Below are 22,358 nucleotides of genomic sequence, written 5' to 3' on the forward strand. Positions count from 1 at the left end.
CCATTTTGTGACATGAGCACCCGTATTCAACGCTCGGCCTTGCTGCCTTATCCGGCGCAGGCGCTCTTTGACCTGGTCAATGATGTGGCCAGCTATCCACAGTTCCTGCCGTGGTGTCAGGGCAGCGAGGTGCTGGAGTCCAGTGAGCGGCAGATGCGCGCCACGCTCAAGGTCGGGCGTGCGGGTATCAGTCAGCAGTTCACGACCTGCAACGTGCTGGTGCCTAGCGAGTCAATCACCATGCGCCTTGAGCAGGGGCCGTTTCGCTCCCTGCATGGAGTCTGGACGTTTCAGGCGCTGAGTGAGCAGGCCTGCAAGATCACTCTGGATCTGTCTTTCGAGTATTCCGGGGCGCTGGTCAAGGCGACCCTCGGCCCGTTGTTCAACCAGGCTGCGACGACCATGGTCGAGGCCTTCTGCCAGAGAGCCCGGCAACTGTATGGATAAGCCCGATACCATCGCTGTGGAAGTGGTCTATGCGCTGCCCGAGCGACAGAAGCTGCTGCGCCTGGCCGTGCCGCGTGGCACTACGGTGCGTGAGGCGGTCGAGCGCTCGGGCATTGCCGCGCTCTTCCCGGAGCTGGACCTGCAGGCCGCGCCACTGGGAATCTTCGGCAAGGCGGTCGCCAAGCCCGAAGAGCGCGTGCTGGAAGAGGGGGAGCGGGTAGAAATCTACCGGCCGCTGATTGCCGATCCTAAAGAGGCACGCAAGCAGCGGGCGGCCAAGGTAGCGCGTGATAAAGGCGCAGAGGCCGCGACGCCAGAGGCCTGATCGGGGCAGCGCATGAGCGCCGCCTTCGGCTCAGTCGAGCTTTTCCGGGCTGGGTACGGGGGCGCGCTGCACTTCATCGACCTCGCGCTGGATCTCTTCCAGCAGTGAGCCTGGCTGCACCACGTTGCTCGGCCGCTCTGGCTCGCCGGCTGGGGAAGCCGGTGCGCTCTGCTGTGGCACAGTGCGCTCTGCTGTGGCAGGCGTGGCGTCCGGTGCTTCGAGTGGGCGGCTCATGCCGGGCAGGAAGTCACCCGAAAGGCCGGTCAGCAAGCCCTGCTCATCGAAGATCAGCGCAATACGCTCCTGCTGGCGGGCGCCGCCACCGGCCTGCAGGCTGTACAGATAGTCCCAGCGATTGGCATGGAAGGTATCGGTGATCAGCGGGTTGCCCATGACAAAGCGTACCTGGTTGCGAGTCATTCCCGGGCGCAACTGGTCTATCATGTCCTGCGTAATCACGTTGCCCTGCTGGATGTCGATCTTGTAGACCCCCGGAAGCGAGCAGCCGGCGAGCGCGGCAGTTCCCAGGAAGGTGAGGCCGGTCAGCAGGAGCTTGGCTTTTTGCATCGGTGGGTCTCTATCTGGCGAAGCAACAGAATCGGGATCATACCCGCATTGAGGAAGGCTGCGAAGCATCCCCACCACGAGAAAGCAGACATGGCTGAAAACAACGAACTGCGCAAGGCCGGCCTCAAGGTCACCCTGCCCCGCGTGAAGATTTTGCAGATCCTTGATACCTCCGCCCAGCGTCACCTGAGTGCCGAAGATGTGTACAAGGCCCTGATGGAAGCGGGGGAGGATGTCGGACTGGCAACCGTCTACCGCGTGCTGACCCAGTTTGAGGCCGCAGGCCTGGTCGAGCGGCACAACTTTGATGGCGGCCATGCCGTGTTCGAGCTCTCCGATGGCGAGCATCACGATCACATGATCGACGTCGATAGCGGGGAGGTGATCGAGTTCATCGATCCGGAGATCGAGCGCCTGCAAAAGACCATTGCTGCCCAGCATGGTTTCGAGCTGGTCGATCACAAGATGGTGCTGCACGTCCGCCGCCGGCGTTGAGGGGCGGCGGACGCCGGGGCAGGGTCTGCCCCGGCGGGTCAGGCTGCCAGCGCGCTGCGTTCGGCGCCCTGGATCATGCAGCGCGCATGGGCCAGGGACTCGCGGGTGAGGTCCAGCCCGCCCAGCATGCGCGCTACCTCTTCGATGCGCTGGCGCTCATCAAGCAGGGTGACCGCAGTGCGGGTCTGTGCGCTGTCGCGCTGCTTGTGCACGAACAGATGCTGATGCCCTTGAGCCGCCACCTGGGGCAAATGGGTCACGGTGATGACCTGACCGCCGGCGCCCAGTCGGCGCAGTAGCTGGCCGACCACCTCGGCCGTGGGGCCGCCGATACCGACATCCACCTCGTCAAACACCAGCGTTGGCGTGCGCGAGGTCTGCGCGGTGATTACCTGGATCGCCAGACTGATGCGCGATAGCTCACCGCCAGACGCCACCTTGGCAATGCTTCTGAGTGGCTGGCCCGGGTTGGCGCTGACCTGAAACTCCACCAGCTCGGCACCCTGCGGATGCGGCTCGTCATGCGCGAGTGGCTGCAGGGTGATGGCAAAGCGCCCGCCCGGCATCCCCAGCTGCTGCATTTCGCGCTCCACCGCGCAGGCCAGCGTATTCGCGGCCTGCTGGCGCTGGGCGCTGAGTTGCGAGGCTTGCTCCCGATACTGCTCGGCCAGCTGCTGCTGCTGTGCCTCGAGGTCTTCAAGGCCGGCATCGTCGGCGTCGAGATGCTGCAGCTCTTCGCGCAGGCGGGCCTGCAGGGCGTGCAGCTCGGCCGGCTGGACCCGGTGCTTGCGGGCCAGGCTATAGATGCTGTCCAGGCGCTGCTCGATCTGCTGCAGGCGCTGCGGGTCGGCCTCGAAGTGATCGACGAAGCGGTGCAGGCCGGCGGTGGCTTCTTCGACCTGAATCTGCGCACTGGCCAGCAGCTCGAGTGCTTCATCTAGGGCGGCGGGGCGGGCCGGGCTGCTGCTCAGGCGCTGGATACTGCTGCGCAGGGCCTGCAGCACGCTGCCGCTGTCATGTTCGCTGCACAGCTCGATGACCCGCTGGCAGCTGTCCAGCAGGCCTGTGGCGTTGACCAGGGTTTTCTGTTCCTGCTCCAGCTGCGTGAGTTCATCCGCTTCGAGCGCCAGATTGTCGAGCTCCTCCAGCTGGTAGCTGAGCAACTGACGATGGGCGCGGCGCTCCTCGCTGTGGCGGCTGCCGTCCTCCAGGCTCTGGCGGATCTGGCGCCAGCGCTGGGCCGTCTGCTGAACCTGACGCGCCAGCTCGACGGCACCGGCGTAGGCATCCAGCAGGCGGCGATGGGTGTCGGGTTTGAGCAGGGACTGGTGTTCGTGCTGGTTGTGGATGTCGATCAGGCGCTCGCCCAGATCCTTGAGGTCCGCCAGCGTGCAGGGGGTGCCGTTGATATAGCCGCGTGAGCGGCCTTCGCGGGTGATGACCCGGCGCAGGATGCACGGGCCGTCGTGATCGAGGTCGCGCTCGCTCAGCCACTGGCGCGCTTCGTCGATACCGGTCAGATCGAAGGTGGCGAGGATGTCGGCGCGCTCGGCGTCGGTGCGGACCACACCCTGATCGGCGCGATCGCCCAGCGCCAGGCCAAGGGCGTCGAGCATGATCGACTTGCCGGCGCCGGTCTCGCCGGTGATGGCGGTCATGCCGCCCTGAAGCTCCAGATCGAGCTGTTCGACGATGGCGTAGTTGCGAATCGACAGGTGTACCAGCATCGCAGCGCTCCTCGCGGGTGTTTTCTGGTCATGCGTACAGTATGTGGCTATTTATACAGTCGCCAGAGCGTTACCGGCAATCCCCTCTCTTGAACTGCGCGCGCACATCCCCATATAGAACGGCAGATCAAGGGCCGCGTGGCCCGCTCCCCGCATTCAAGGAGATATTCATGGCCGACGAACACAACGCTGATCCGCAGAATCCTGAACTCGACAACGCACCGGCATCCGAGGTGGCCGGTGATGAGCTGAGTACACGCGTGCAGGCGCTCGAGGAGCAGCTGGCCGAGGCCCGCGATCAGGCTCTGCGCGCCGTTGCCGAGCTGCAGAACGTGCGCCGCCGCGCCGAGCAGGATGTGGAGAAGGCGCACAAGTTTGCCCTGGAAAAATTCGCCAGCGACCTGTTGATGGTGGTCGATAGCCTGGAGCGCGGCCTTGAGCTGTCTGATCCGGCCGATGAGGCGCTGCGCCCGATGCGCGAGGGGATGGAGCTGACCCTCAAGGCGCTGCTCGACACCCTCAAGCGCTATCAGGTCGAGCAACTCGACCCGCATGGCGAGCCGTTCAACCCCGAACACCACCAGGCGATGGCCATGGAGCCGAGCGCCAGCGTCGAGCCGAACAGCGTGCTCAAGGTGTTCCAGAAGGGTTACCTGCTCAACGGCCGACTGCTGCGTCCGGCCATGGTAGTGGTCAGCCGTAGCGCGTGATCGATCGTGGGAATGCCCTTGAAAATCCTCCGGGCATCCCCATCTGTACTGCCAAGCATCTGAATCATCCGGGCAGCCACCGACAGGCTGCCGGGATCCAAGTTTCCGGAGAGTCAACATGGGCAAAATCATCGGTATCGACCTGGGCACCACCAACTCCTGCGTATCCGTCCTGGAGAATGGCACCGCCAGGGTGATCGAGAACGCCGAAGGCGCGCGCACCACCCCGTCGATCATTGCCTACACCAACGATGGCGAGATCCTGGTCGGCCAGAGCGCCAAGCGCCAGGCGGTCACCAACCCGCACAACACCCTGTTCGCAGTGAAGCGCCTGATCGGCCGCCGCTTTGAAGAGGATGTGGTGCAAAAGGACATCAAACTGGTGCCCTACACCATCGCCAAGGCCGACAACGGTGATGCCTGGGTGGAAGTGAAAGGCCAGAAGATGGCACCGCCGCAGATCAGCGCCGAAGTGCTGAAGAAGATGAAGAAGACCGCCGAAGACTACCTCGGCGAGGTGGTCACCGAGGCAGTGATCACCGTGCCGGCCTACTTCAACGACAGCCAGCGTCAGGCCACCAAGGACGCCGGCCGCATTGCCGGTCTGGACGTCAAGCGCATCATCAACGAGCCGACCGCGGCCGCGCTGGCCTACGGCATGGACAAGTCCAAGGGCGATCACACCATCATCGTCTATGACCTGGGCGGCGGTACCTTCGATGTGTCGGTGATCGAGATCGCCGAAGTCGATGGCGAGCACCAGTTCGAGGTACTGGCGACCAACGGTGACACCTTCCTCGGTGGTGAAGACTTTGACATGCGCCTGATCGACTACCTGGTCGATGAGTTCAAGAAAGAGTCGGGCATCGACCTCAAGGGCGATCCACTGGCCATGCAGCGCCTCAAGGAAGCTGCCGAGAAGGCCAAGATCGAGCTGTCCTCCAGCCAGCAGACCGACGTCAACCTGCCCTACGTCACCGCGGACGCCACCGGTCCCAAGCACCTCAACGTGAAGATTTCCCGCGCCAAGCTGGAAGCGCTGGTCGAGGATCTGGTCGCCCGTACCATCGAGCCGTGCCGCGTGGCGCTGAAGGATGCCGGTATCGAAGCCGGCAAGATCGATGAAGTGATCCTGGTTGGTGGTCAGACCCGCATGCCGCTGGTGCAGCAGAAGGTCGCCGAGTTCTTCGGCAAGGAGCCGCGCAAGGACGTCAACCCGGATGAGGCGGTAGCCATGGGCGCCGCCATTCAGGGCGCTGTACTGGCCGGTGAGGTCAAGGACGTGCTGCTGCTCGACGTCTCGCCGCTGACCCTCGGTATCGAGACCATGGGCGGAGTGATGACCGCGCTGATCGAGAAGAACACCACCATCCCGACCAAGAAGTCGCAGGTGTTCTCCACCGCCGATGACAACCAGGGCGCGGTGACCATTCATGTGCTGCAGGGCGAGCGCAAGCAGGCCGCGCAGAACAAGTCGCTGGGGCGTTTCGATCTGGCTGACATTCCGCCGGCGCCGCGTGGTGTGCCGCAGATCGAGGTCACCTTCGACATCGATGCCAACGGCATCCTGCACGTGTCCGCCAAGGACAAGGCCACCGGCAAGCAGCAGTCCATCGTGATCAAGGCCAACTCGGGTCTCTCCGAGGAGGAAATCCAGCAGATGGTTCGCGACGCCGAGGCGAATGCCGAGGAAGACCGCAAGTTCGAGGAACTGGTCACTGCGCGCAATCAGGGCGATCAGCTGGTGCATGCCACCCGCAAGATGCTAGTCGAGGCCGCCGACAAGGTGAGCGCTGACGAGAAGACCGCCATCGAAGCGGCTCTCGGTGAGCTGGAGGCGGCGGTCAAGGGTGACGACAAGGCCGCGATCGAGGCGAAGATCGAAGCGCTGTCGGCGGCTTCCGCGCCGGTCGCGCAGAAGATGTACGCCGAGCAGGCTCAGGATGCCACTCAGCCGGGCGGCGCCCAGCAGGACAAGCCGGCGGGCGATGACGTGGTCGATGCCGAGTTCGAAGAGGTCAAGGACGGCAAGGACAACAAGTAAGCGTCACGCTTGCTTTCGCCCTGGCCCGCGACGTGTCGCGGGCCTGACTCGCCACGCGGGAGCTTGCTCCCGCGTCGGCGTATCTGGGGAAGATGAATCCGGAGTACAGCGAAGACTATGGCAAAACGTGACTATTACGAGGTGCTGGGCGTACAGCGCGGCGCCAGCGAGGCCGAACTGAAGAAGGCCTACCGCCGTCTGGCGATGAAGTATCACCCTGACCGCAATCCCGACGATAAGGAGGCCGAGGAGAAGTTCAAGGAGGCCAACGAGGCCTATGAGGTGCTCTCCGATGCGTCCAAGCGTGCCGCGTATGATCAGTACGGGCATGCCGGGGTCGATCCGAACATGGGTGGCGGGGCCGGCTTTGGCGCAGGCGGCGCCAATTTCTCAGACATCTTCGGCGACGTGTTCAGCGATCTGTTCGGGGGCGGGCGCGGCGGCAGTCGCGGCGGCCCGCAGCGCGGCAACGATCTGCGCTATACCCTGGAGCTGGATCTTGAAGAGGCGGTGCGTGGCACCAGTGTGACCATTCGCGTGCCGACGCTGGTGGCCTGCAAGACCTGCGATGGCAGTGGTGCCAAGAAGGGCACCTCGCCGGTGACCTGTACCACCTGTGGCGGGCACGGTCAGGTGCGCATGCAGCAGGGCTTCTTCTCGGTGCAGCAGACCTGTCCGCGCTGCCATGGCAGCGGGCAGATGATTGCCGACCCGTGCGGCACCTGCCACGGGCGCGGGCGTGTCGAGGAGCACAAGACCCTGTCGGTCAAGGTGCCGGCGGGTGTTGATACCGGTGATCGTATCCGGCTGTCCGGTGAGGGCGAGGCCGGTGCGCTCGGTGGCCCGGCGGGGGATCTGTATGTGGTGGTCAATGTCCGCGAACATGCGATCTTCCAGCGTGATGGCAAGCACCTGTACTGCGAGGTGCCGATCAGCTTTGCCGATGCGGCGCTGGGTGGCGAGCTGGAGGTGCCGACCCTGGATGGACGGGTCAAATTGAAGATCCCCGAGGCGACACAAACCGGTAAACTGTTCCGCCTGCGTGGCAAGGGGGTGACCCCGGTGCGCGGTGGCGGTGCAGGGGATCTGATGTGCCGGGTGGTCGTGGAGACACCGGTCAACCTGGACAAGCGCCAGCGCGAGCTGCTTGAGGAGTTTCGTGGCAGCCTGCAGAGCGACAGCTCGCACTCGCCGCGTGCCAAAGGCTGGTTCGACGGTGTGAAGCGGTTCTTCGGCGATTTGTAGTCAATCGGCGGCAAGTGTCGCGTGGCGCTCGATGAGGCGCCGCGCTTGCGGCCATGAGCGTGCAGCGTGGAGCGAATGATGCAACGTATTGCAGTGATGGGCGCCGCCGGGCGCATGGGCAAGACCCTGATCGAGGCCGTGCAGCAAGCCGCCGGTGCCGAGCTGACGGCTGCGATTGATCGCCCGGACAGCAGCCTGATCGGTGCCGATGTCGGCGAACTGGCCGGCCTTGGACGTCTGGGTGTGAACCTGGCGGGTGATCTGCAGGGCGTACTGCAGGATTTCGATGTCCTGATCGACTTCACCCATCCCAGCGTCACCCTGCAGAACCTCGAGATCTGCCGCGCCGCCGGCAAGGCGATAGTCATCGGCACCACCGGCTTCACTCCGGAGCAGAAGCAGCGTCTACTGGAAGCGGCCGCAGATGTCCCGGTGGTATTTGCCGCCAACTTCAGTGTCGGCGTCAACCTGTGCCTCAAGCTCTTGGACATGGCTGCGCGAGTGCTGGGCGATGAGGTCGATATCGAGATCATCGAGGCCCACCACCGTCACAAGGTCGATGCGCCCTCGGGCACCGCGCTGCGTATGGGTGAAGTCGTGGCCGAGGCGCTCGGTCGTGACCTGCACAAGGTGGCTGTTTATGGCCGCGAAGGGCAGACCGGTGCCCGTGCGCGCGAGACCATCGGCTTTGCCACGGTGCGTGCCGGTGATGTGGTCGGTGATCACACGGTGCTGTTCGCGGCCGACGGCGAGCGGGTCGAAATCACCCATAAAGCCTCCAGCCGCATGACCTTCGCCCGCGGCGCCGTGCGCTCGGCGCTGTGGGTCAAGGGGCGTGCGCCGGCGCTGTATGACATGCAGGATGTGCTGGAGCTGGACTGACGAGGCCTGCACCCTCATGGGGCAGCGTGTGGTCTGGCGCCGTCCGCCGCCCTTTTCGCTGCGGGTGTTTTGCTCTAGAATCCAGCTTTAGTGTGTGTACAGAAAGCATGCGAATAATCCGAAAAGAAGCGGGGTGATGTGTAACACACGTCATTCCGCTTTTTTGCAACCTGCGTTTGCAGGCAACGGCTCTATTTACGGGAGGTCTTCTTGACTAAGCCAGCCATACTCGCGCTTGCCGATGGCAGCATTTTCCGCGGTGAAGCCATCGGTGCCGATGGTCATACCGTTGGTGAGGTGGTGTTCAACACCGCCATGACCGGCTATCAGGAAATTCTCACCGATCCTTCCTACTGCCAGCAGATCGTCACCCTGACCTATCCGCACATCGGCAACACCGGCACCACTCCTGAAGACGCCGAGTCCAACCGCGTCTGGGCGGCCGGTCTGATCATCCGCGATCTGCCGCTGCTGTCCTCCAGCTGGCGCGACAAGCAGCCGCTGCCGGAGTACCTGAAAGAGCACGGCACCGTGGCCATCGCCGGCATTGACACCCGTCGCCTGACTCGCATCCTGCGCGAGAAGGGCTCGCAGAATGGCTGCATCCTCGCCGGCGACGACGCCACTGAGGAGAAGGCCCTCGAGCTGGCTCGCAGCTTCCCGGGTCTCAAGGGTATGGACCTGGCCAAGGTGGTGTCCTCCACCGAGCGTTATGAGTGGCGCTCCAGCGTGTGGAGCCTGGAAACCGACAGCCACCCGGAAATTCCGGCCAGCGAGCTGCCCTACCACGTGGTCGCCTATGACTTTGGCGTCAAGCTGAACATCCTGCGCATGCTGGTCGCCCGCGGCTGCCGGCTGACCGTGGTGCCGGCGCAGACCCCGGCCAGCGAAGTGCTGGCGCTGAATCCGGATGGCGTGTTCCTCTCCAATGGCCCGGGCGATCCCGAGCCGTGCGACTACGCCATCCAGGCAATCAAGGACATCCTCGAGACCGACATCCCGGTGTTCGGCATCTGCCTCGGCCACCAGCTGCTGGCTCTGGCCTCCGGTGCCAAGACGGTGAAGATGGGCCACGGCCACCACGGCGCCAACCACCCGGTGCAGGATCTGGATACGGGCGTGGTGATGATCACCAGCCAGAACCATGGCTTCTGCGCCGACGAGGCGACCCTGCCGGGCAACCTGCGCGCCACCCACAAATCGCTGTTCGACGGCACCCTGCAAGGCATCGAGCGCACCGACAAGGCGGCCTTCAGCTTCCAGGGCCACCCGGAAGCCAGCCCGGGCCCGCACGACGTGGCCCCGCTGTTCGACCGCTTCATCGCCGAAATGGCCAAGCGTCGCTGAGTTAGCCGACAGATCAACGGATTCGTGTGAGAGACCATGCCAAAACGTACAGACATTAAAAGCATCCTGATCCTCGGCGCCGGCCCCATCGTCATCGGCCAGGCCTGCGAGTTCGACTATTCCGGCGCCCAGGCCTGCAAGGCCCTGCGCGAGGAAGGCTTCCGCGTCATCCTGGTGAACTCCAACCCGGCCACCATCATGACCGACCCGGCCATGGCCGATGCCACCTACATCGAGCCGATCAAGTGGCAGACCGTGGCCAAGATCATCGAGAAGGAGCGTCCCGACGCCCTGCTGCCGACCATGGGCGGCCAGACCGCGCTGAACTGCGCCCTGGACCTGGAAAAGCACGGCGTGCTGGAGAAGTTCGGCGTCGAGATGATCGGCGCCAACGCCGACACCATCGACAAGGCCGAGGACCGCTCGCGCTTCGACAAGGCCATGCGCGACATCGGCCTGGAGTGCCCGCGCTCCGGCATCGCCCACAGCATGGACGAAGCCTATGGCGTGCTCGACAAGGTCGGCTTCCCGTGCATCATCCGTCCGTCGTTCACCATGGGCGGCACTGGTGGCGGCATCGCCTACAACCGTGAAGAGTTCGAGGAAATCTGCACCCGTGGTCTGGACCTGTCGCCGACCAACGAGCTGCTGATCGACGAATCGCTGATCGGCTGGAAGGAATACGAAATGGAGGTGGTCCGCGACAAGAAGGACAACTGCATCATCGTCTGCTCCATCGAGAACTTCGACCCGATGGGTGTGCACACCGGCGACTCGATCACCGTGGCGCCGGCGCAGACCCTGACCGACAAGGAATACCAGATCATGCGCAACGCCTCGCTGGCGGTGCTGCGCGAGATCGGTGTGGAAACCGGCGGCTCCAACGTGCAGTTCGGCATCAATCCGGCCGACGGGCGCATGGTGGTGATCGAGATGAACCCGCGCGTGTCGCGTTCCTCGGCACTGGCCTCCAAGGCCACCGGCTTCCCGATCGCCAAGATCGCCGCCAAACTGGCGGTCGGCTACACCCTCGACGAGCTGCAGAACGACATCACCGGCGGCCGCACCCCGGCATCCTTTGAGCCGGCAATCGACTACGTGGTCACCAAGATTCCGCGCTTCGCCTTCGAGAAGTTCCCCAAGGCCGACGCCCGCCTGACCACTCAGATGAAGTCGGTTGGTGAGGTGATGGCCATCGGCCGCACCTTCCAGGAGTCGGTGCAGAAAGCCCTGCGCGGCCTGGAAGTCGGTGTCGCCGGCTTCGATCCCAAGCTCGATCTGGCCGATCCGGAAGCCGAGAGCATCCTGCGCCGCGAGCTGACCGTGCCGGGTGCCGAGCGCATCTGGTACGTCGCTGACGCCTTCCGCGCCGGCAAGAGCATCGACGAGATCTACGCGCTGACCAAGATCGACCACTGGTTCCTGGTGCAGATCGAAGACCTGATCAAGGATGAGGAGCAGGTCAAGACCCTCGGCATGGCCGACCTGGATGCGGCACTGCTGCGCAAGCTCAAGCGCAAGGGCTTCTCCGATACGCGCCTGGCCAAGCTGCTTGGCATCACCGAGAAGAGCCTGCGCGCCCAGCGCCACAAGCTCGGCGTGCTGCCGGTCTACAAGCGCGTTGACACCTGCGCGGCTGAATTTGCTACCGACACCGCCTACCTGTACTCGACCTATGAGGAAGAGTGCGAAGCCCAGCCGTCCGGCCGTGACAAGATCATGATCCTTGGCGGCGGTCCGAACCGCATCGGTCAGGGTATCGAGTTCGACTACTGCTGCGTCCACGCTGCCCTCGCCATGCGCGAAGACGGCTACGAGACCATCATGGTCAACTGCAACCCGGAAACCGTTTCCACCGACTACGATACCTCCGACCGTCTGTACTTCGAGCCGGTGACCCTGGAGGACGTGCTGGAGATCGTCCGCGTCGAGCAGCCCAAGGGCGTGATCGTGCAGTTCGGCGGGCAGACCCCGCTGAAGATCTGCCGCGCGCTGGAAGAGGCCGGTGTGCCGATCATCGGTACGACTCCGGACGCCATCGACCGCGCCGAAGACCGCGAGCGCTTCCAGCAGATGGTCCAGCGCCTCGGCCTGCGCCAGCCGGCCAACGCCACCGCGCGCAGCGAGGACGAGGCCCTGGCCCACTCGAAGGCCATCGGCTATCCGCTGGTGGTGCGCCCGTCCTACGTGCTGGGCGGCCGGGCGATGGAGATCGTCTACCAGGAAGAAGAGCTCAAGCGCTACATGCGCGAAGCGGTGAAGGTGTCCAACGACAGCCCGGTGCTGCTCGACCACTTCCTCAACTGCGCCATCGAGGTGGACGTTGACGCGGTGTGCGACGGCGAGACCGTGGTGATCGGCGCGATCATGCAGCACATCGAACAGGCCGGCGTGCACTCCGGTGACTCCGCCTGCTCGCTGCCACCGTACTCGCTGCCGGCGCATATTCAGGACGAGATCCGCAACCAGGTCAAGAAGATGGCCTTGGAGCTCGGTGTGGTCGGCCTGATGAACGTGCAGATGGCCGTGCAGGGCGAGGACATCTACGTCATCGAGGTCAACCCGCGCGCCTCGCGGACCGTGCCGTTCGTCTCCAAGTGCATTGGCGAGTCGCTGGCCAAGGTCGCGGCGCGGGTGATGGCGGGCAAGAAGTTGGCGGATGTTGGCTTCACCACCGAGATCATTCCGCCGTTCTTCAGCGTCAAGGAAGCGGTGTTCCCGTTCAACAAGTTCCCGGGCGTTGACCCGATCCTCGGCCCGGAGATGAAGTCCACCGGCGAGGTGATGGGTGTCGGTGATAGCTTCGGCGAAGCCTTCGCCAAGGCCCAGCTGGGTGCCAGCGAGATTCTGCCGACCAGCGGCACGGTGTTCATCAGTGTGCGCGAGGACGACAAGGGCTTCGTCGCGCCGATCGCCCGTGACCTGATCGGCCTCGGCTTCGAGGTGGTGGCCACCGCAGGCACCGCGAAGATCATCGAGGCGGCCGGGCTGCCGGTGCGCCGGGTCAACAAGGTGACCGAAGGCCGCCCGCACGTGGTCGACATGATCAAGAACGACGAAGTCAGCCTGATCATCAACACCACCGAAGGCCGTCAGTCGATCGCCGACTCCTTCTCCATCCGTCGCAACGCCCTGCAGCACAAGATTTGCATCACCACCACGATTGCGGGTGGTCAGGCAATCTGTGAAGCGCTGAAGTTCGGTCCTGAGAAGACCGTGCGCCGGCTGCAGGATCTGCATGCAGGAATCGAGGCATGAGCAAATTCCCGATGACCGTCCAGGGCGCTCGCGCCCTGGAGGACGAACTCAAGCACCTGAAGACCGTATTGCGCCCGCAGATCACCCAGGCCATCGCCGAAGCGCGTGAGCTGGGTGACCTGAAGGAAAACGCCGAATACCATGCCGCTCGCGAACAGCAGGGCATGGTTGAAGCGCGCATCCGCGATATCGAGGGACGCCTGCAGAACGCCCAGATCATCGATGTTGCGGCCATCCCGCACACCGGCAAGGTGATCTTCGGCACCACTGTGGAGATTGCCAACGTCGACACCGACGAGAGCGTGATCTACCAGATCGTCGGCGACGACGAGGCTGACATCAAGGCCGGCAAGATCTCGGTCAGCTCACCCATCGCCCGTGCCCTGGTGGGCAAGGAGGAGGGTGATGTGGTGGTGGTGCAGACTCCCAGTGGCAAGGTCGAGTACGAGATTGTCGAAGTTCGGCATCTCTGATCGCCCGCTGGCATCCAGCTCGCTGCGCGCCGCCGCCATGGCCTGGCGGCTGGCGCAGACCTTCTGGGTCGGCGGGCTGTGGATGCTGTATTTCGTGCTGTTGCCGGCCCTTGAGCATTACGGGCTGGCACCGGCGCTGCTGGAGACCTTGTCCGAGGCGCTGCTTCAGCTGTTGCTGTGCTTTGCCCTCTTCTGCGTGCTGATGCAGCAGGTCGTGCTGACACAGGCGAAAGGCTTCAGGGCGCTGTGGCGGGATATGCGCGGGCAGCTGCTGCTGTCGGTACAGGGCCTGGCGGCGGCGGCGCTACTGGCGCCCCTGCTGGTGAGTGAAGCGCAGGCCTTGAGCCATTATGCGCTGCTCGCAACGGCGACCTGCGGGTTGCTGCTGGTCTTGCAGCCGGTGCCGGGGGAGTCGTGATGCGGACGGGCGCTGCAATATACAGCGCCCGTGACGATTCAGAGCGAGTGACGAACCACGTTGGACAGCTGACGGTTCTGCTTGGCGGCCTTGCGGTAGACCAGCGCCATCTTGCCAATCACCTGGACCAGTTCGCAGCGTGCCTGCTGGCACAGCTCATCGATCAGCGCACGGCGATCATCGCGTTCGGGCAGGGCGAACTTGATCTTGATCAGCTCATGATCGTTCAGCGCGCGTTCAAGCTCGGCCATGACCCCTTCACTCAGGCCATTCTCGGCGACGATCAGAACCGGGCTCAGGTGGTGGCCGATCGACTTGTAGTGTTTCTTCTGCTCATTGGTGAGCGGCATAATCTGACCCCTGCGTCCGATCCAGTTGAAAAGCGGCGGCTAGTGTACCCGAGAGACCGTCAGCCGCACAGATGAGCCGCCTTGGGCGCGTCTATCGCTGAGGGCGGGAGTCTTGCGATACTCATGCGGATAGACAGCGGCGCGCTTATTGATCAAGGCGTGGTACTCAGGATTTGCACGCCGCTGCCGCCTGAAAGGGTCAAACGGCGTTACAACCATGCCTGCCTGTACGGCAGTAGCTGTAGTAATTTAAGGCCATAGCGATCCGGCCGTGGTGAAAAGCGGTTTTCACGCGGTGCCGGTCAGAGAGGGTAGTCAATTGAACGACATGGCAAAGAACCTGATCCTGTGGCTGATCATCGCCGCGGTTCTGGTGACGGTGATGAACAATTTCTCGTCTCGGCCGGAGATGAGCAACCTGACGTATTCGGAGTTCATCCAGCAGGTCAAGGATGGCAAGGTCGAGCAGGTAACGGTCGATGGTTTTGTGATCAGCGGTCGGCGCCTGGACGGCAGTACCTTCGATACCGTGCGACCTGCCATTCAGGATAACGGCCTGATCGGTGATCTGATCGATAACAATGTTGCCATCGTCGGCAAGATGCCTGAGCAGCAGAGCATCTGGGGCCAGTTGCTGGTGGCCAGCTTCCCGATCCTGGTGATCATCGCGGTGTTCATGTTCTTCATGCGCCAGATGCAGGGCGGTGGCGGCGGCAAGGGTGGCCCGATGAGCTTTGGCAAGAGCAAGGCGCGTCTGCTCTCCGAAGATCAGGTCAAAACTACCCTGGCAGACGTGGCGGGCTGTGATGAGGCTAAGGAAGAGGTCGGCGAGCTGGTTGACTTCCTGCGTGATCCTGGCAAGTTCCAGCGCCTCGGTGGGCATATTCCCCGCGGTGTGCTGATGGTCGGCCCGCCCGGTACCGGTAAGACCCTGCTGGCCAAGGCGATTGCCGGTGAGGCCAAGGTGCCGTTCTTCACCATCTCCGGTTCGGATTTCGTCGAGATGTTCGTCGGTGTGGGTGCCTCGCGAGTACGTGACATGTTCGAGCAGGCCAAGAAGCATGCGCCGTGCATCATCTTCATCGACGAGATCGATGCGGTCGGTCGTCACCGTGGCGCGGGCCTGGGCGGTGGGCATGACGAGCGCGAGCAGACCCTCAACCAGCTGCTGGTGGAAATGGATGGTTTCGAGATGAATGACGGCATCATCGTCATCGCCGCGACCAACCGCCCTGATGTACTAGATCCTGCGCTGCTGCGCCCGGGGCGTTTCGACCGCCAGGTGGTGGTTGGCCTGCCAGATGTGCGTGGCCGCGAGCAGATTCTCAAGGTACACATGCGCAAGGCCCCGCTGGGCGATGACGTTCAGCCCTCGGTGATTGCCCGGGGTACGCCGGGCTTCTCGGGTGCGGATCTGGCCAACCTGGTCAACGAGGCCTCGCTGTTTGCTGCGCGCAACGGCAAGCGTCTGGTGGAGATGAAAGAGTTCGAGCTGGCCAAGGACAAGATCATGATGGGCGCCGAGCGCCGCTCCATGGTCATGACCGAGGACGAGAAGCTGCTCACGGCGTACCACGAATCGGGGCACGCGATCCTGGGCTGCCTGTTCCCCTCCGATCCGGTGCACAAGGTCACCATCATTCCGCGTGGCCGCGCGCTGGGTGTAACGGTTTCCCTGCCGGAGCGTGATCATCTGGGTTACAGCCGTCTGTGGCTGAACAACAAGCTGAAGATGATCTTTGGCGGGCGGATTGCCGAGGAAATCATCTTCGGGCATGACAAGGTCACCAACGGTGCCACCGGCGATATCGGTCAGGCGACGCGCATTGCGCGCACCATGATCACGCAGTGGGGGATGAGCGAGAAGCTGGGCTTTTTGTCCTATGCCGATGAAGAGGAGGAGGTGTTCCTCGGGCGTTCGGCGGGGCGTGGCAGTCATGTCTCCGCGGAAACCGCCCGCCTGATCGATGAGGAAGTGCGCTCCCTGATCGATGGCAACTATTCCCAGGCCGAGCAGGCGCTGCGTGACAACATGGACAAGCTGCATGCCATGGCGCAGGCGCTAATGAAGTTCGAGACCATCGATGCCGAGCAGGTCCATGACATCATGGAAGGTCGTGAGCCTCGCGAGCCCAAGGGTTGGAAGGATTCCGGCAGCAATGGCAGCAGCGCACCGCGCACCGAGCCTGACACAGAGGCGGAACGTGGCGAAAAACCGATTGGCGGTCCGGCTGGCGAGCACTGAGTCCTGATGAATCCTTTTGCCTCCTTTGACCGGCTGCCCTGTGGCAGCCGGTTTCTTGAACTCTCCCGTCCCCACGTGATGGGGATCCTCAATGTCACTCCGGACTCCTTCTCGGATGGCGGGCGCTTCAACCGTCTCGATGAAGCCCTGCGCCATGCCGCGGCGATGGCGGCCGCGGGCGCGACGCTCATCGATGTCGGTGGTGAATCGACCCGCCCGGGTGCGCTGCCGGTCAGCGAAGCCGAGGAACTGGATCGGGTTGTGCCGGTGGTGGAGCGGATTGCCCGCGAGCTGGACGTGGTGGTATCGGTTGATACCTCCACCGCTGCGGTGATGCGCGAGTCGGCTGCGGCAGGCGCCGGTCTGCTCAATGATGTCCGCTCGTTGCAGCGCCCGGGCGCCCTTGAGGCGGCGGCGCAGAGCGGCCTGCCGGTCTGCCTGATGCACATGCGTGGTGAGCCGGGCAACATGCAGGATGATCCCTGTTATGCCGACATCCATGCGGAAGTGCACGATTTTCTGGCTGAGCGCATGGCGGTCTGTGAAGCGGCGGGGATCCCGGCCGAGCGTATCCTGCTGGATCCGGGCTTCGGCTTTGCCAAGACCCTTGAGCACAACCTGCGCCTCTTCCAGCACATGCAGCGTCTGCACCGCTTGGGACGACCGCTGCTGGTCGGGGTGTCGCGCAAGAGCATGATCGGCAAGGTACTGGATCGCAGTGTCGACCAGCGTCTGCCCGGTAGCTTGGCGCTGGCGGCGCTGGCCGTGGCCAAGGGCGCACATATCATCCGTGTGCATGACGTCACCGAAACGGTCGACGTGGTGCGCATGATCGCTGCCGTGGAATGGGCAGGCTGAGGGGAAGCATCTGATGAGCAGAAAGTACTTCGGAACCGATGGGATTCGTGGTCGGGTTGGTGAGTTTCCGATTACCCCCGAGTTTGTCTTGCGCCTGGGGTGGGCGGCCGGCATGGCCTTCCGTCGTCAGGGGCATTGCAAGATCCTGATCGGTAAGGACACGCGGATTTCCGGCTATATGTTCGAGTCGGCGCTGCAGGCTGGTCTGATTGCCGCGGGTGCGGATGTGATGTTGCTGGGCCCGATGCCGACGCCTGCGGTCGCTTACCTGACGCGAACCTTTCATGCCGATGCGGGAATCGTGATCAGTGCTTCGCACAACCCTCATGACGATAACGGCATCAAGTTCTTCTCCGGGCAGGGCACCAAGCTGGCCGATGAGGTCGAGCAGATGATCGAGACCCTGCTCGATGCGCCGATGAGCGTGGTCGAGTCAGCCCTGCTCGGCAAGGCGTCGCGGATCAATGATGCGGCTGGCCGTTATATCGAGTTCTGCAAAAGCAGCGTGCCAACCAGCACGGATTTTTCCGGCCTTAATATCGTGCTCGACTGCGCTCATGGCGCGACCTACAAGGTGGCACCGAGCGTATTCCGTGAGCTGGGTGCTGAGGTGTCGGTGATGGCTGCCCAGCCCGACGGGCTGAACATCAATGCCGGCGTGGGCTCCACCCATATGGAGGCCCTGCAGCAGGCGGTGCTGGCACGCGGCGCTGATCTGGGCATTGCTTTTGACGGTGACGGGGATCGCGTGATGATGGTTGATCATCAGGGGGCGGTCGTCGATGGTGATGAGCTTTTGTACATCATCGCCACGGATCTGCAGGAGCGTGCCCGGCTGCCGGAAGGGAGCGGGGTGGTGGGGACGCTGATGAGCAATCTCGGCTTGGAGTTGGCGCTGGCTGCCCACAATATTCCTTTTGCGCGCGCCAAGGTGGGTGATCGCTACGTAATGGCAGAGCTGCTTGAGCGTGGCTGGGTGCTCGGGGGTGAGAACTCGGGGCATCTGGTCTGCCGTCAGCATGCCACGACGGGCGATGCGATCATTGCCGCGCTGCAGGTTGTGCTGGCCCTGCGCCGGCGCGGCACGACGCTGGCGGATGAGCGCCGGGCCTGGCGCAAATGTCCGCAAGTGCTGATCAATGTACGACTGGCGAATGGTGACGATCCGTTGCAGTACCCCGCACTGCAAGAGGCCAGTGCGCAAGTCACCGAGGCATTGGCCGGGCGCGGCAGGGTGCTGCTGCGCAAATCCGGTACTGAGCCGCTGCTGCGGGTGATGGTTGAGGGTGAAGATGAGCAGGAAGTGCGGCGGCATGCCGAGGCACTGGCTGAGCAGGTGCGTCGCTTGTGCGCCTGATTCGGCTTGCCTCGTTTTCGGGGCTTGAGTAACATCTGCGCCCACTTTATCTGCCGAGGTCCTGCATGCGCCGTCCCCTGGTCGCTGGAAACTGGAAGATGCATGGCACTCGTGCCAGTGTCGCCGAGCTGATCGCTGGTCTGCGTACTCAGACTTTGCCGGAAGATGTCACTGTTGTGGTGATGCCGGCCTTCGTGCATTTGATGTCTGTGGCTGACCAGCTTGGGGCATCGAGCATGAATCTCGGTGCGCAGGACTGCGCCACAGAACCCATGCCCTGTGCCCTGACCGGTGAGGTAGCCGCCAGTCAGCTGACGGACCTTGGTTGTCGTTATGTGTTGGTCGGGCACTCCGAGCGTCGTTTGCTGCTGGGCGAAGGCGATGCACTGATTGTGCGGAAGTTTTCGGCTGCTCAGGCGGTTGGATTGACGCCGGTGTTGTGCGTTGGGGAAACGCGCGAGCAGCGTGAAGCGGGGCAGACGTTGCCGGTGGTTCTGGCGCAGCTGGATGCTCTAATCGATACGCTGGGCGTTGCAGTGCTCAACCGTGCAGTACTGGCTTATGAGCCGGTCTGGGCAATAGGCACTGGCCTGACGGCCACTCCCGAGCAGGCTCAGGAAGTACACGCGGCAATCCGGCAGCATATTGCGATGCGTGATGCTGCGGTGGCTGCGGGGGTGCAGATTCTTTATGGCGGTAGCGTCAAGGCATCCACGGCGGGTGAGCTGTTCGGGATGCCGGATATCGACGGGGGGCTTGTGGGTGGAGCTTCTCTCAATGCAGATGAATTCGGTGCGATCTGTCGTGCCGCAGGGCGTGTGAAAAATGCTTGAGACAGTGATCAACGTATTGCACCTGTTGGTGGCCATTGCGGTAGTTGGCCTGGTGCTGATTCAGCAGGGTAAGGGTGCGGATGCGGGGGCCTCCTTTGGTTCGGGGGCTTCGGCGACAGTGTTTGGTAGCCAAGGCTCTGCCACCTTCCTCAGTCGCGTAACTGCCTTGCTGGCAACGATTTTTTTTATCACAAGTCTTGGTTTGGCCTTTTACGCCAAGCAAAAGGCTGATATGATCAATTCCATTGGATTACCTGATCCGGCAGTGCTTGAAGTTAAAGCAAAGCCCGCCTCTGATGACGTCCCCTTGGTTGAAACCAAGCAAGAATCTTCAGATGTACCACAAGCAGCAGAAAAGTCTGCTGAGTGATCAAAAAAGTAATTCATGAACGAATATGCCGAGGTGGTGGAATTGGTAGACACGCTACCTTGAGGTGGTAGTGGCCATAGGCTGTAGGGGTTCGAGTCCCCTCCTCGGTACCATACAAGAAGACCCGCATCATGCGGGTCTTGTTGTTTCCAGGGTGTTGCTTGACCTTTCTATGTTAGAGGTTGTAGTATTCGCCGACTTTGACGCGGGGTGGAGCAGTCTGGTAGCTCGTCGGGCTCATAACCCGAAGGTCGTAGGTTCAAATCCTGCCCCCGCAACCAGTTTTTCAAAAAGCCCCTTTTCAGGGGCTTTTTGCTAAATAAATGATTTTCGCCATGCACATGGCGACCTACGGGATGGGCTTTATGCCCATTTTTTGTTTGCACAGCATGTGGAGGTGATCAAGTGTCGAGCAAGCTGGAACAGTTGCAGGCCTTGTTGGCCCCGGTAGTTGAAGCGCTTGGCTATCAATGCTGGGGCATCGAGTTCATTTCCCAGGGGCGGCATTCGCTGCTGCGCGTCTATATCGACCATGTCGATGGCATCCTGATCGATGACTGCGAGAAGGTCAGTCGTCAGATCAGTGCCGTTCTGGACGTGGAAGATCCGGTCAGCGGCGAGTACACCCTGGAAGTTTCTTCTCCGGGAATGGATCGCCCCCTGTTCACCCTCAAGCAATTTGCAGCCCATGCCGGCGAGCAGGTGAAGATTCGCCTGCGCGCGCCTTATGAAGGGCGGCGGAATTTTCAGGGGCTACTGCGCGGGGTGGAAGAGCAGGACGTAGTCGTTCAGGTCGATCAGCACGAGTACCTGCTGCCGGTCGATTCGATCGACAAGGCCAATATCATTCCCCGTTTTGACTGAGGCGCGGATCCAGCGGGTCCCAATGGATTGCGAAAGGCGAGGCGTACGATGAGCAAAGAAGTACTGCTGGTAGTGGAGTCGGTATCCAACGAAAAGGGTGTACCGCCTGGCGTGATTTTCGAAGCGCTGGAGCTGGCCCTGGCCACTGCTACCAAAAAGCGTTATGAAGAAGAGATCGATGTTCGTGTGTCGATCAATCGTCAGAACGGTAACTACGAAACCTTCCAGCGCTGGACCGTGGTGTCAGATGACAACCTGATCAATCTGGCCTCGGAATTGACGCTGGATGAGGCGCGCGAGAAGCGTGAAGACGCGCAGATCGGTGACATCATCGAGGAGCGCATCGAGTCCATCGAGTTTGGCCGGATTGCCGCGCAGACGGCCAAGCAGGTCATCGTGCAGAAAGTGCGCGAAGCCGAGCGCGCCCAGGTTGTCGATGCCTACCGTGAGCGTGTAGGTGAGATCATCGCCGGAACCGTTAAGAAGGTGTCCCGTGAAAGCGTGATCGTGGATCTGGGCAACAATGCCGAGGCACTGCTGGCGCGCGAGCATATCATCGCTCGTGAGACCTTCCGCGTCGGCACCCGCGTGCGCGCCCTGCTCAAGGAAATTCGCAGCGAGAACCGTGGCCCGCAGCTGATCCTGTCGCGTACCGCACCGGAAATGCTTATCGAGCTGTTCCGTATCGAAGTGCCGGAAATCGCTGAAGGGCTGATTGAGGTGATAGCGGCTGCCCGTGACCCGGGCTCGCGTGCCAAGATTGCCGTGCGCTCCAAGGACAAGCGCATCGATCCGCAGGGTGCCTGCATCGGTATGCGCGGTTCGCGCGTACAGGCGGTATCCGGTGAGCTGGGCGGTGAGCGCGTCGACATCGTTCTCTGGGACGACAACCCGGCGCAGTTCGTGATCAACGCCATGGCCCCGGCGGAAGTGGCGGCGATCATAGTCGATGAAGATACCCACACTATGGATATCGCCGTCGCCGAGGACAATCTCGCCCAGGCGATCGGCCGCAGTGGACAGAACGTGCGGCTGGCCAGCCAACTGACCGGCTGGTCGCTGAACGTGATGACCGAGGCAGATATCCAGGCCAAGCAGCAGGCTGAGGTGGGCGATATCCTGCAGCGCTTCGTTGACCAGCTGGGTGTTGATGAAGAGCTGGCCGAGGTGCTGGTCGAGGAGGGGTTCACGACCCTGGAAGAAATTGCCTACGTGCCGGTCGAGGAGATGCTGAGCATTGAAGGCTTTGACGAAGATATCGTCACCGAGCTGCGTGCCCGTGCCAAGGATCGCCTGCTGACCCAGGCTATTGCGACTGAAGAGAAACTCGCCGATGCCCATCCGGCCGAGGATCTGCTGGCACTGGAAGGCATGACCCGCGAGCTGGCCATCGAGCTGGCACTGGGTGGAGTGACGACCCGAGAGGATCTGGCCGAGCAGTCGATTGACGACCTGCTCGAGATCGACGGCATGACCGAAGAGCGTGCCGGCAAACTGATCATGGCCGCCCGAGCCCACTGGTTCGAGTAAGCGGTCGCGGCCT

21 protein-coding genes and 2 tRNA genes are annotated in these 22,358 nt (G+C 62.7%); 20 read left to right on the plus strand and 3 right to left on the minus strand.

The window, feature by feature from the left end; genetic code table 11:
* Nucleotides 1–12: 12 nt before the first annotated feature.
* Together MXC11_RS04365 and MXC11_RS04370 are read left to right on the plus strand one after the other, a co-directional pair.
* Entirely contained in the window at nucleotides 13–447 is a 435-nt protein-coding gene (locus MXC11_RS04365) for a type II toxin-antitoxin system RatA family toxin (RefSeq protein ID WP_250005853.1), read from the plus strand.
* On the plus strand, nucleotides 440–772 hold the full coding sequence (locus tag MXC11_RS04370; protein ID WP_250005855.1) for an RnfH family protein: 333 nt from the start codon (nucleotides 440–442) through the stop codon (nucleotides 770–772). The genes MXC11_RS04365 and MXC11_RS04370 overlap by 8 nt, the downstream gene beginning before the upstream one ends.
* Before the next feature lie 30 nt (nucleotides 773–802).
* On the opposite strand, the gene MXC11_RS04375 is transcribed toward MXC11_RS04370, so the two are convergent.
* The gene (locus tag MXC11_RS04375) at nucleotides 803–1,339 is read right to left on the minus strand and encodes an outer membrane protein assembly factor BamE (protein ID WP_250005857.1); all 537 of its coding nucleotides are present in this window, start codon (nucleotides 1,337–1,339) and stop codon (nucleotides 803–805) included.
* Nucleotides 1,340–1,429: 90 nt separating this feature from the next.
* Here MXC11_RS04375 and fur point away from each other — a divergent pair, with 90 nt between their 5' ends.
* On the plus strand, nucleotides 1,430–1,834 hold the full coding sequence (gene fur, locus MXC11_RS04380; RefSeq protein WP_250005859.1) for a ferric iron uptake transcriptional regulator: 405 nt from the start codon (nucleotides 1,430–1,432) through the stop codon (nucleotides 1,832–1,834).
* Between the two features lie 38 nt (nucleotides 1,835–1,872).
* Here fur and recN read toward each other — a convergent pair whose 3' ends face one another.
* Nucleotides 1,873–3,561, minus strand: a complete 1,689-nt coding sequence (gene recN, locus MXC11_RS04385; RefSeq protein ID WP_250005861.1) for a DNA repair protein RecN — start codon at nucleotides 3,559–3,561, stop codon at nucleotides 1,873–1,875.
* A gap of 170 nt (nucleotides 3,562–3,731) precedes the next feature.
* Here recN and grpE point away from each other — a divergent pair, with 170 nt between their 5' ends.
* The 8 genes from grpE to MXC11_RS04425 all read left to right on the plus strand — a co-directional run bounded on the left by grpE (nucleotide 3,732) and on the right by MXC11_RS04425 (nucleotide 13,938).
* Entirely contained in the window at nucleotides 3,732–4,271 is a 540-nt protein-coding gene (grpE, locus tag MXC11_RS04390) for a nucleotide exchange factor GrpE (protein ID WP_250005863.1), read from the plus strand.
* A 118-nt stretch (nucleotides 4,272–4,389) separates the two neighbouring features.
* Nucleotides 4,390–6,315 carry a molecular chaperone DnaK gene (gene dnaK, locus MXC11_RS04395; protein WP_250005865.1) on the plus strand — a complete coding sequence of 642 codons (1,926 nt, stop codon included), beginning with the start codon at nucleotides 4,390–4,392 and terminating at the stop codon, nucleotides 6,313–6,315.
* A 117-nt stretch (nucleotides 6,316–6,432) separates the two neighbouring features.
* Nucleotides 6,433–7,560: a molecular chaperone DnaJ gene (gene dnaJ, locus MXC11_RS04400; RefSeq protein WP_250005867.1), complete on the plus strand. Its 1,128-nt coding sequence runs from the start codon at nucleotides 6,433–6,435 to the stop codon at nucleotides 7,558–7,560.
* Between the two features lie 78 nt (nucleotides 7,561–7,638).
* Nucleotides 7,639–8,442: a 4-hydroxy-tetrahydrodipicolinate reductase gene (dapB, locus tag MXC11_RS04405; RefSeq protein WP_250005869.1), complete on the plus strand. Its 804-nt coding sequence runs from the start codon at nucleotides 7,639–7,641 to the stop codon at nucleotides 8,440–8,442.
* A 210-nt stretch (nucleotides 8,443–8,652) separates the two neighbouring features.
* Nucleotides 8,653–9,789 carry a glutamine-hydrolyzing carbamoyl-phosphate synthase small subunit gene (gene carA / locus MXC11_RS04410; protein ID WP_250005871.1) on the plus strand — a complete coding sequence of 379 codons (1,137 nt, stop codon included), beginning with the start codon at nucleotides 8,653–8,655 and terminating at the stop codon, nucleotides 9,787–9,789.
* 36 nt (nucleotides 9,790–9,825) lie between these two features.
* Complete coding sequence (carB, locus tag MXC11_RS04415; protein ID WP_250005879.1) at nucleotides 9,826–13,047, plus strand: carbamoyl-phosphate synthase large subunit; 3,222 nt, start codon at nucleotides 9,826–9,828, stop codon at nucleotides 13,045–13,047.
* On the plus strand, nucleotides 13,044–13,520 hold the full coding sequence (greA, locus tag MXC11_RS04420; RefSeq protein ID WP_250005882.1) for a transcription elongation factor GreA: 477 nt from the start codon (nucleotides 13,044–13,046) through the stop codon (nucleotides 13,518–13,520). The genes carB and greA overlap by 4 nt, the downstream gene beginning before the upstream one ends.
* A 22-nt stretch (nucleotides 13,521–13,542) precedes the next feature.
* Entirely contained in the window at nucleotides 13,543–13,938 is a 396-nt protein-coding gene (locus tag MXC11_RS04425; RefSeq protein WP_250005965.1) for a DUF4149 domain-containing protein, read from the plus strand.
* Nucleotides 13,939–13,976: 38 nt separating this feature from the next.
* On the opposite strand, the gene yhbY is transcribed toward MXC11_RS04425, so the two are convergent.
* The gene (gene yhbY, locus MXC11_RS04430) at nucleotides 13,977–14,288 is read right to left on the minus strand and encodes a ribosome assembly RNA-binding protein YhbY (protein WP_250005884.1); all 312 of its coding nucleotides are present in this window, start codon (nucleotides 14,286–14,288) and stop codon (nucleotides 13,977–13,979) included.
* 328 nt (nucleotides 14,289–14,616) lie between these two features.
* On the opposite strand from yhbY, the gene ftsH reads away from it, so the two are divergent.
* The 9 genes from ftsH (at nucleotide 14,617) to nusA (ending at nucleotide 22,345) form a co-directional block, all read left to right on the plus strand.
* The gene (ftsH, locus tag MXC11_RS04435; RefSeq protein ID WP_250005967.1) at nucleotides 14,617–16,533 is read left to right on the plus strand and encodes an ATP-dependent zinc metalloprotease FtsH; all 1,917 of its coding nucleotides are present in this window, start codon (nucleotides 14,617–14,619) and stop codon (nucleotides 16,531–16,533) included.
* A gap of 6 nt (nucleotides 16,534–16,539) precedes the next feature.
* The gene (gene folP, locus MXC11_RS04440) at nucleotides 16,540–17,391 is read left to right on the plus strand and encodes a dihydropteroate synthase (RefSeq protein ID WP_250005886.1); all 852 of its coding nucleotides are present in this window, start codon (nucleotides 16,540–16,542) and stop codon (nucleotides 17,389–17,391) included.
* 13 nt (nucleotides 17,392–17,404) lie between these two features.
* Nucleotides 17,405–18,748 (plus strand): phosphoglucosamine mutase, encoded by a 1,344-nt coding sequence (glmM, locus tag MXC11_RS04445; protein ID WP_250005888.1) that lies wholly within the window; start codon nucleotides 17,405–17,407, stop codon nucleotides 18,746–18,748.
* 65 nt (nucleotides 18,749–18,813) lie between these two features.
* Nucleotides 18,814–19,581: a triose-phosphate isomerase gene (gene tpiA, locus MXC11_RS04450; protein WP_250005890.1), complete on the plus strand. Its 768-nt coding sequence runs from the start codon at nucleotides 18,814–18,816 to the stop codon at nucleotides 19,579–19,581.
* Complete coding sequence (gene secG / locus MXC11_RS04455) at nucleotides 19,574–19,951, plus strand: preprotein translocase subunit SecG (protein WP_250005892.1); 378 nt, start codon at nucleotides 19,574–19,576, stop codon at nucleotides 19,949–19,951. The genes tpiA and secG overlap by 8 nt, the downstream gene beginning before the upstream one ends.
* Before the next feature lie 27 nt (nucleotides 19,952–19,978).
* Nucleotides 19,979–20,064, plus strand: a tRNA-Leu gene (locus MXC11_RS04460).
* A gap of 91 nt (nucleotides 20,065–20,155) precedes the next feature.
* Nucleotides 20,156–20,232, plus strand: a tRNA-Met gene (locus MXC11_RS04465).
* A 124-nt stretch (nucleotides 20,233–20,356) separates the two neighbouring features.
* Complete coding sequence (gene rimP / locus MXC11_RS04470; RefSeq protein WP_250005894.1) at nucleotides 20,357–20,815, plus strand: ribosome maturation factor RimP; 459 nt, start codon at nucleotides 20,357–20,359, stop codon at nucleotides 20,813–20,815.
* Nucleotides 20,816–20,863: 48 nt separating this feature from the next.
* Nucleotides 20,864–22,345 carry a transcription termination factor NusA gene (gene nusA / locus MXC11_RS04475; protein WP_250005896.1) on the plus strand — a complete coding sequence of 494 codons (1,482 nt, stop codon included), beginning with the start codon at nucleotides 20,864–20,866 and terminating at the stop codon, nucleotides 22,343–22,345.
* Nucleotides 22,346–22,358: the final 13 nt, after the last annotated feature.

Source organism: Pseudomonas eutrophicaquae, from assembly GCF_023544715.1.
GTDB lineage: Bacteria > Pseudomonadota > Gammaproteobacteria > Pseudomonadales > Pseudomonadaceae > Geopseudomonas.

What these genes read in the sequence shown, in the direction of transcription:
- MXC11_RS04365 (WP_250005853.1), top strand. Translation starts at nt 13, where the DNA reads ATGAGCACCCGTATTCAACGCTCGGCCTTGCTGCCTTATCCGGCGCAG.
- MXC11_RS04370 (WP_250005855.1), top strand. Translation starts at nt 440, where the DNA reads ATGGATAAGCCCGATACCATCGCTGTGGAAGTGGTCTATGCGCTGCCC.
- MXC11_RS04375 (WP_250005857.1), bottom strand. Translation starts at nt 1,339, where the DNA reads ATGCAAAAAGCCAAGCTCCTGCTGACCGGCCTCACCTTCCTGGGAACT.
- fur (WP_250005859.1), top strand. Translation starts at nt 1,430, where the DNA reads ATGGCTGAAAACAACGAACTGCGCAAGGCCGGCCTCAAGGTCACCCTG.
- recN (WP_250005861.1), bottom strand. Translation starts at nt 3,561, where the DNA reads ATGCTGGTACACCTGTCGATTCGCAACTACGCCATCGTCGAACAGCTC.
- grpE (WP_250005863.1), top strand. Translation starts at nt 3,732, where the DNA reads ATGGCCGACGAACACAACGCTGATCCGCAGAATCCTGAACTCGACAAC.
- dnaK (WP_250005865.1), top strand. Translation starts at nt 4,390, where the DNA reads ATGGGCAAAATCATCGGTATCGACCTGGGCACCACCAACTCCTGCGTA.
- dnaJ (WP_250005867.1), top strand. Translation starts at nt 6,433, where the DNA reads ATGGCAAAACGTGACTATTACGAGGTGCTGGGCGTACAGCGCGGCGCC.
- dapB (WP_250005869.1), top strand. Translation starts at nt 7,639, where the DNA reads ATGCAACGTATTGCAGTGATGGGCGCCGCCGGGCGCATGGGCAAGACC.
- carB (WP_250005879.1), top strand. Translation starts at nt 9,826, where the DNA reads ATGCCAAAACGTACAGACATTAAAAGCATCCTGATCCTCGGCGCCGGC.
- greA (WP_250005882.1), top strand. Translation starts at nt 13,044, where the DNA reads ATGAGCAAATTCCCGATGACCGTCCAGGGCGCTCGCGCCCTGGAGGAC.
- yhbY (WP_250005884.1), bottom strand. Translation starts at nt 14,288, where the DNA reads ATGCCGCTCACCAATGAGCAGAAGAAACACTACAAGTCGATCGGCCAC.
- ftsH (WP_250005967.1), top strand. Translation starts at nt 14,617, where the DNA reads ATGGCAAAGAACCTGATCCTGTGGCTGATCATCGCCGCGGTTCTGGTG.
- folP (WP_250005886.1), top strand. Translation starts at nt 16,540, where the DNA reads ATGAATCCTTTTGCCTCCTTTGACCGGCTGCCCTGTGGCAGCCGGTTT.
- glmM (WP_250005888.1), top strand. Translation starts at nt 17,405, where the DNA reads ATGAGCAGAAAGTACTTCGGAACCGATGGGATTCGTGGTCGGGTTGGT.
- tpiA (WP_250005890.1), top strand. Translation starts at nt 18,814, where the DNA reads ATGCGCCGTCCCCTGGTCGCTGGAAACTGGAAGATGCATGGCACTCGT.
- secG (WP_250005892.1), top strand. Translation starts at nt 19,574, where the DNA reads ATGCTTGAGACAGTGATCAACGTATTGCACCTGTTGGTGGCCATTGCG.
- nusA (WP_250005896.1), top strand. Translation starts at nt 20,864, where the DNA reads ATGAGCAAAGAAGTACTGCTGGTAGTGGAGTCGGTATCCAACGAAAAG.